Genomic DNA, 7,585 nt, shown 5'->3' on the forward strand with positions numbered 1-7,585 from the left:
CCACCGACCGCGGTGGGGGCCTCTCGCGTTGTCACCGAGCCGTGGATCAGTCGCTGAGCACGGTCCACGTGTCCTTGCCGTGCAGCAGCTTCTCCAGGTCCGCGGCCTTCGCCTGCTTGGCCGCCGCCACCTGCGCCCGCGCACCGTCGTCGTACGTCGGACGGTCCGCACGCCGGAACACACCGGTCACCGTGTGCGTGAGGTCCTGCGTCGACAACCGCGACAGCGCGAACGACAGGTTCAGGTCCGACGCGTCGTGCACCACGACGTCCGAGGCGTCCACGTCGGCGGACTTCGCGACCGCCAGGCCGAAGCCGTCGCGGACCACGCAGTACTCGCCCTCGCGGCCGAACCGGATCGGCTCGCCGTCGACGACGTTGATGATCCGCCGCTGGGCCTCGTCGGCGTCCTTGAGGACGTCGAACGCGCCGTCGTTGAAGATCGGGCAGTTCTGGTAGATCTCCACGAGCGCCGACCCGCGGTGCTCGGCGGCCTGGCGCAGCACCGACGTGAGACCCGCCTTGTCGGAGTCGAGCGCGCGGCCCACGAAGGACGCCTCCGCGCCCAGCGCCAGCGACACCGGGTTGAACGGGTGGTCCAGCGAGCCGATCGGGGTCGACTTGGTGACCTTGCCCTCTTCTGACGTCGGCGAGTACTGGCCCTTCGTGAGGCCGTAGATCCGGTTGTTGAACAGCAGGATCTTGAGGTTCACGTTGCGGCGCAGCGTGTGGATCAGGTGGTTGCCGCCGATCGAGAGCGCGTCACCGTCACCGGTCACCACCCACACCGACAGGTCCGGCCGCGCCACGGCGAGACCCGTGGCGATGGCCGGCGCACGGCCGTGGATGGAGTGCATGCCGTAGGTGTTCATGTAGTACGGGAACCGGGACGAGCACCCGATGCCCGACACGAACACGATGTTCTCGCGCTTGAGACCGAGCGACGGCAGGAACGACTGCACGGTGTTGAGCACGATGTAGTCGCCGCAGCCGGGACACCAGCGGACCTCCTGGTCCGACTTGTAGTCCCTGGCCGTCTGCTTCTCGTCCGTCGTGGGAACTCCGGTCAGTCCCGGGATTCCGAGGTCGATCGCAGTCACGCCGACACCCCCTTGATCACGTCAGCGAGCACGTCCTGGAGCTCTTCCGCCTTGAACGGCAGACCCTGCACCTTCGTGTAGGACACCGCGTCCACGAGGTACTTGGCCCTCAACAGCAACGCGAGCTGGCCCAGGTTCATTTCCGGCACGACCACCCTGTCGTACCGGCCGAGCACCTCGCCCAGGTTCTTCGGGAACGGGTTGAGGTGCCGCAGGTGCGCGTGGGCGACCGGCAGGCCCAGCTTGCGGACGCGGCGTGCGGCCGCGCCGATCGGGCCGTAGGACGAACCCCAGCCGAGGACCAGCACGCGGGCCTCGCCGCTCGGGTCGTCCACCACGACGTCGGGGACCTCGATGCCGTCGATCTTCGCCTGGCGCAGGCGGACCATCCGGTCGTGGTTCTCCGGGTCGTAGGAGATGTTGCCGGTGACGTCCTGCTTCTCCAGACCGCCGATGCGGTGCTGCAGACCGGGGGTGCCGGGCACGGCCCACGGGCGGGCCAGCGTCTCCGGGTCGCGCGAGTACGGCTGGAAGTTCTCCGGGTCGGTCGCGAACTCGACGGTGAGGTCGGGCAGCGCGTCGACGTCGGGGATCAGCCACGGCTCGGAACCGTTCGCGACCGCGCCGTCGGACAGGAACAGCACCGGCGTGCGGTACTTGAGCGCGATGCGGCAGGCGTCCACCACCGCGTCGAAGCAGTCGGACGGCGACTGCGGCGCGACGATCGGCACCGGCGACTCGCCGTTGCGGCCGAACATCGCCTGCAGCAGGTCCGCCTGCTCGGTCTTCGTCGGCAGACCGGTGGACGGGCCACCGCGCTGCACGTCGATCACCAGCAGCGGCAGCTCCGTCATCACCGCGAGGCCGATGGTCTCGGACTTCAGCGCGATGCCGGGACCCGACGTCGACGTGACGCCGAGCGCACCGCCGTAGGACGCGCCGAGCGCGATGCCGATGCCGGCGATCTCGTCCTCGGCCTGCACGGTCGTGATGCCGAAGTTCTTGTGCTTCGACAGCTCGTGCAGGATGTCCGACGCGGGCGTGATCGGGTACGTGCCGAGCACGACGGGCAGCTTCGAGCGCTGCGCCGCCGCGACGATCCCGTACGCCGTCGCCGTGTTGCCGGTGATCTGGCGGTAGGTGCCGGTGTTGAGCTTCGCGGGTGCCACCTCGTAGGTGACGGCGAAGGCCTCGGTCGTCTCGCCGTAGTTCCAGCCCGCGCGGAACGCCAGGACGTTGGCCTCGGCGATGTCCGGCTTCTTCGCGAACTTCTCGCGCAGGAACCGTTCCGTGCCCTCGGTGGGCCGGTGGTACATCCACGAGAGCAGGCCGAGCGCGAACATGTTCTTCGCGCGTTCCGCGTCCTTCTTGCCCAGGCCGGTCTCTTCCAGAGCGCCGATGGTCAGCGTGGCCATCGCGATCTTGTGGACCTGGAACTTCTCCAGCGAGTCGTCCTCCAGCGGGTTCGAGTCGTACCCGACCTTGGTCAGGTTCCGCTTCGAGAACTCGTCGGTGTTGACGATCAGGATGCCGCCGTCGGGGAGGTCGACGACGTTCGCCTTGAGCGCGGCCGGGTTCATCGCCACGAGCACGTCGGGACGGTCACCCGGCGTCAGGATGTCGTAGTCGGCGAAGTGCAGCTGGAACGACGACACACCGGGCAGGGTGCCCTGTGGTGCGCGGATCTCGGCGGGGAAGTTGGGCTGCGTGGCGAGGTCGTTGCCGAATGCCGCCGCTTCCGACGTGAACCGGTCTCCGGTGAGCTGCATGCCGTCACCGGAGTCGCCGGCGAAGCGGATCACGACGCGATCCAGCTTGCGGGTCTCAGTGCTCATTCCTACGCCGATACCTCTCTCCAAGGGTGGCTGTGCCCCACCGCGAGGGTAGTCGCCAGGACCGCCTGCGAGACGGGCCGTGTACCACTAGGCGAGACGAACCGTCCCATCTGCCGCACCGGGTCCTCACTCAGACGGTAGGCACAGCACTACCAGCGGATACCTGAATGCGGCAGACGTCACCCTCGATACCTGTTACCCACGGTAACACCTAACGCCCGCTGATCCGAGCCTTCATCGCGGCAAGCCTGGCAGCGAACTCTGGAGTGTCGATCGAAACCACCTGTGGCCGCAGCTCCGTCTCGACCGCTTCGCCGTGGTCGTCGAGAACATCGGTCACCCGCATCGTGGCCTTGATGGTCCGGACGAGTTCAGCCGGTGCCTCCGCGGCCGCCCTCGCCAGTCCCCTCGCCGCCTCCACGGGGTTCTCCGCACGCTGGAAGGCCAACCCCGTCCTGACCGCCTCGTCGGCGTCGAGCACCTGCCCGAGCAACGTCATCGCGGTCGCGACCTGCGGCCCGACCTTGCGCTGCAACATCCACGTCATGCCGCCACCGGGGTGGATGCCGAGCTGCAGGAACCGCGCGTCGAACCGCGCCTTCGGTCCTGCCACCAGGACATCGCACGCGAGCGCGAGGTTGAGCCCGGCACCGACAGCGGCCCCGTTGACGGCGGCGATGGTGGGGATCCGCGCGTTCGCCACGGCGAGGAACCCGCGGTAGATCCGCCGCAGCCCCTCGTCCTTGGAGTTGCCGAGCTGCGTGAGGTCCGCACCGGCGCAGAACGCCGGCGGCGCCCCGGTGACGACCACCGCGTTGGCGCGCTCCTCGGCCTCGGCGACCTTGTCCGCGAGCTCCTCCGACAGGTCGATCGTCAACGCGTTGCGCCGCTCCGGGTCGTCGATCGTGATCACGGCGACGGAGTCGGCGCACTCCAGCAGAACCTGAGCCATGGCCCGGACTCTAGGGTGCCGGCGGCCGGTCCAGCAGCCGGGACAGCACCACCGTGGACACCGTCCGGTCGATGATCTCGACGGCCCTGAGCCGCTCCAGCGCCGTCTCCAGGTGGTGGATGTCCGCGGCCCGCAGGTGCACGATCGCGTCCGCCGCGCCGGACACCGTGTAGGCCGCGCTGACCTCGGCCATCGGCTCCAGCCGGTGCTGGATGTCGTGCGGCGCCACGTTCCCCCTGCAGTGCACCTCCACGAACGCCTCGGTGCCCCACCCGAGCGCCTCCGGGTCCACCACGGCCGTGAACCCGCGCAACACCCCGTTGTCCAGCAGTTTGTCCACCCGCCGCTTCACCGCGGGTGCGCTGAGCCCGACCTCCTTGCCGATCTCCGCGTAGCTGGACCGTGCGTTCGCCATCAGGCACGAAATGATTCGCTGGTCAATGCTGTCCACACGCAACATTCTGCCCTAGTTCACGCAATATCGCGGCGTTGTTCGAGGGTCATCCTCACCTTTACATTTCGATCCATGACGGTATCCATCTCCGGGCCGGCCGAGCCGATCACGCTCGACATCGCCGCACCCCTCGCGCCGACGCGCACGCCGACCACCCGTCGGTACCTGATGTGCCCGCCGACGTACTTCACGGTGGAGTACGCGATCAACCCGTGGATGGACCCCACGCAGCCCACCAGCACCTCGCTGGCCGTGGAGCAGTGGACCGCGCTCAAGGAGACCTACGAACGCCTCGGCCACGAGGTGAACGTCATCGACCCGGTCCCCGGCCTCCCCGACATGGTCTTCTCCGCCAACAGCGGCACCGTCGTCGACGGCCGCGTCCTCGGCTCCCGCTTCCGCGCCCCGCAACGCGCGGCAGAAGCCGACCACTTCCGCCGCTGGTTCCTCGCCTCCGGCTACAACTCCGTCGTCATGCCCACCGCCGTGAACGAGGCGGAGGGCGACTTCACCTGGACCGGCACCCTGCTGCTGGCCGGCACGGGCTTCCGCACCGACCCCCACGCCCACGGCGAGGCCCAGGAGGTCCTCGGCGTCCCCGTGGTGTCCCTGCAGCTGGTCGACCCGCGCTTCTACCACCTCGACGTGGCCCTGTTCATGCTCGACGACCAGTCCCCGACCCCCCTGGTCGCCTACTACCCGGAAGCCTTCTCGCCCGGCTCACAGGCGGTGCTGCGCCGCCTGTTCCCGGACGCGGTGATCGCCAACGACGCCGACGCGGTCTGCCTGGGCCTGAACGCGGTGTCCGACGGCAAGCACGTCGTGATGCCCGTCGAGGCAACGCACCTGGCGGAGCAGGTGGCCCTGCGCGGGTTCGAGCCCGTGTTCGTGGACATCTCGGAGCTGCGCAAGTCCGGTGGCGGGCCGAAGTGCTGCACGATGGAACTGCGCGGCTGACCTCGCCCACGCGACCATCACGATCTGCGCTGGAAGGAGCTCCCGAACCGGGTCTTCGACCAGCGCAGATCCGTTTCCGGGCGAACTACCGCTCCGACACGGTGATCGACATCTCGGCACTATGGGAACCATGCCTGCCGAGCCCAACAGCCCCACCCCCGCACCGGTGGAGAACGACTACGACCTCTTCGCCGAGAACTACACGGCCGTGAACGAGACCAGCCTCCTCAACGCCCACTACACCCGGCCCGCGATCGTGAACCTGGCTGGCGACGTGACCGGCCGGCGGATCCTGGACGCCGGGTGCGGCTCCGGCCCCATCTCGAAGGTGCTGCGCGACAAGGGCGCCGCCGTGGTCGGCTTCGACCGCAGCGCGAAGATGGTGGAGCTGGCGCGGCAGCGCCTCGGCAACGACGCGGATCTGCGGGTCGCCGACATCAGCCAGCCGCTGCCGTACCCCGACGGCGCGTTCGACGACTGCGTCGCCGCCCTGGTCCTGCACTACCTGGAGGACTGGTCCGCGCCACTGGCCGAGCTGCGGCGGGTGTTGAAGCCCGGTGGGCGGCTGATCGTGGCCGTCAACCACCCCATCATGCTCAAGATCCTGGATCGCAAGACCGACTACTTCGCGACCACCAAGTGGACCGACGAGTACGACTTCAACGGCCAGAAGGCCACACTCACCTACTGGCACCGGCCACTGCACGCCATGACCGACGCCTTCACCGCGGCGGGCTTCCGCACGGCCGTCATCAGCGAGCCGCCTCCGGCGCCGGAGGCCCATGAGCTGTTCCCCGACGAGATGGCGGAGTTCCCGGGCGGGGCCTTCCTGAGCTTCCTGTTCTTCGTCCTGGAAGCCGCCTGACCCGGAACGGCGGAGCAGTGGATCTGCGCTGGTCGGACGACTTGGAGCAGGGTTTTCGCCAGCGCAGATCTGCTTTGTGCGGGCCTACGCGCCACGCAGCGGCGGGCGGGCCTCCTGGTGCGGCACCGGAGCGGTGTGCCGGGCGTTGATCGCCTGGGCTTCGGCGAGCTGGTCCTCCAGCGTCACGATGCGGCAGGCGGCGTCCAGGCCCGTGCCCTGGTCGACCAAGGCGCGGACGCGGGCTGCGAGGCGCAGTTGGTAGCGGCTGTACCGGCGGTGGCCGCCGACCGAACGCTGGGGCTCGATGAGCTTCGCCTCGTCCAGGCTGCGCAGGAAGTTCGCCGAGGTGTTCAGCAGTTCCGCGGCCCGGCCCATCGTGTAGGCGGGGTAGTGCTCGTCGTCGAACTTCTCGGCTGTCGTCTGCGGGTTCTCCGCAGTTGGTTCATCTGTGCCAGGGGTCATCGCGCCTCCGCATCACGAGGGGCCCCGATGCCGTAGCACCGGGGCCCCAGGGTTGTTGGGTTTCACTTCCACCTAGCCGACCGTGAGATCGACTTGCTCTGTCCGCACGGCCCCTGTCAGAAGCGGGCACTGCGGGGATCGCGTGTGCGTAACCGAAGACCACCTTCCAATCTGATGGAACTGCGGTACCCGTCCGGCCGAGTTCAGCCGAAGGCGGGCGATCCGATGGGGTGCAACCCTTCCCTTCTCCTCTGATTACTGCTCTTTCACTCTCACGTGGCTGTCGGCACCGGACCTCATGCACATGCCGGTTTCGCTTTCGCCGACGGCTTTCTTGCACATCTCACGGGCAGTTCGTCATCTCCCGTGCTATGGACCTCTTGTTCGACGAGGAGAATGCTACCCACATCGGACCGAGGATGTCTACCTCCGTCACCACAGATTTTCTCCCGCGGGCAACGTGCACCGTCGACCAGCCGCTCATCGCAGCCCGGCGAGCTCCTACTGCCTGTGGACAACCCTTCAACGGTGCAGGAAGGCCTTCAAAGGCCCATGGAGTTCGATCAACGCGACTACCCGCTCGTTAACGCTCCTGCAGCCCACCGTGTGGACGGTGCCGCTCAACGACCAACGGCCGTATGCGCACCCTTCGGCTCCATACGCTGGCCATCGCCCGGAGGTACACGCCTAAGAAGAGGAACGGCTCCCTGGCCAGAGGGAGCCGTTCGATCACCTTCGCCGGGCTGAAACCACCCCACACGCGAAGGAGCTTGCGACAAGTGACGTTAGCCAGTCGGTCCGCCGCCCAGAACCACGCGGACGACGAACGGTCGGTCGCGCCTGCCGGCCAGCACGCCTGTTCCCGCCGAAGCGAAGGACCCGCCGAGAACCTCTGGTCCACGATCCGCCACCACACGTCCAGTTGGTCACTGCTGCTGCGCCTGCTCACGCTCGCGCTCGG

At 68.2% G+C, this 7,585-nt stretch carries 8 protein-coding genes; 3 read left to right on the forward strand and 5 right to left on the reverse strand.

The features are described from left to right. Nucleotides 1-46 precede the first annotated feature (46 nt). The 4 genes from ACZ7CH_RS03500 to ACZ7CH_RS03515 all read right to left on the reverse strand — a co-directional run bounded on the left by ACZ7CH_RS03500 (nt 47) and on the right by ACZ7CH_RS03515 (nt 4,337). Nucleotides 47-1,099 carry a 2-oxoacid:ferredoxin oxidoreductase subunit beta gene (locus tag ACZ7CH_RS03500; RefSeq protein WP_360399639.1) on the reverse strand — a complete coding sequence of 351 codons (1,053 nt, stop codon included), beginning with the start codon at nt 1,097-1,099 and terminating at the stop codon, nt 47-49. After that, entirely contained in the window at nt 1,096-2,934 is a 1,839-nt protein-coding gene (locus tag ACZ7CH_RS03505) for a 2-oxoacid:acceptor oxidoreductase subunit alpha (protein WP_360399636.1), read from the reverse strand. Before ACZ7CH_RS03505 ends, ACZ7CH_RS03500 begins: the two co-directional genes overlap by 4 nt. Nucleotides 2,935-3,145: 211 nt before the next feature. Beyond that, nucleotides 3,146-3,886 (reverse strand): enoyl-CoA hydratase, encoded by a 741-nt coding sequence (locus ACZ7CH_RS03510; protein ID WP_360399633.1) that lies wholly within the window; start codon nt 3,884-3,886, stop codon nt 3,146-3,148. A gap of 10 nt (nt 3,887-3,896) precedes the next feature. After that, nucleotides 3,897-4,337 (reverse strand): Lrp/AsnC family transcriptional regulator, encoded by a 441-nt coding sequence (locus ACZ7CH_RS03515; RefSeq protein ID WP_360399630.1) that lies wholly within the window; start codon nt 4,335-4,337, stop codon nt 3,897-3,899. Nucleotides 4,338-4,412: 75 nt separating this feature from the next. Here ACZ7CH_RS03515 and ddaH point away from each other — a divergent pair, with 75 nt between their 5' ends. Together ddaH and ACZ7CH_RS03525 are read left to right on the forward strand one after the other, a co-directional pair. Beyond that, on the forward strand, nt 4,413-5,297 hold the full coding sequence (gene ddaH / locus ACZ7CH_RS03520) for a dimethylargininase (RefSeq protein ID WP_360399627.1): 885 nt from the start codon (nt 4,413-4,415) through the stop codon (nt 5,295-5,297). Between the two features lie 130 nt (nt 5,298-5,427). Beyond that, nucleotides 5,428-6,162 (forward strand): class I SAM-dependent methyltransferase, encoded by a 735-nt coding sequence (locus ACZ7CH_RS03525; protein WP_470373077.1) that lies wholly within the window; start codon nt 5,428-5,430, stop codon nt 6,160-6,162. A gap of 84 nt (nt 6,163-6,246) precedes the next feature. On the opposite strand, the gene ACZ7CH_RS03530 is transcribed toward ACZ7CH_RS03525, so the two are convergent. Further along, nucleotides 6,247-6,624, reverse strand: a complete 378-nt coding sequence (locus ACZ7CH_RS03530) for a helix-turn-helix domain-containing protein (RefSeq protein ID WP_470373078.1) — start codon at nt 6,622-6,624, stop codon at nt 6,247-6,249. A gap of 779 nt (nt 6,625-7,403) precedes the next feature. Here ACZ7CH_RS03530 and ACZ7CH_RS03535 point away from each other — a divergent pair. Continuing rightward, nucleotides 7,404-7,585: hypothetical protein (locus ACZ7CH_RS03535; RefSeq protein ID WP_470373079.1), on the forward strand; the 182-nt coding region annotated here is incomplete at its 3' end.

It is taken from the genome of Lentzea sp. NPDC037011, from assembly GCF_055607425.1.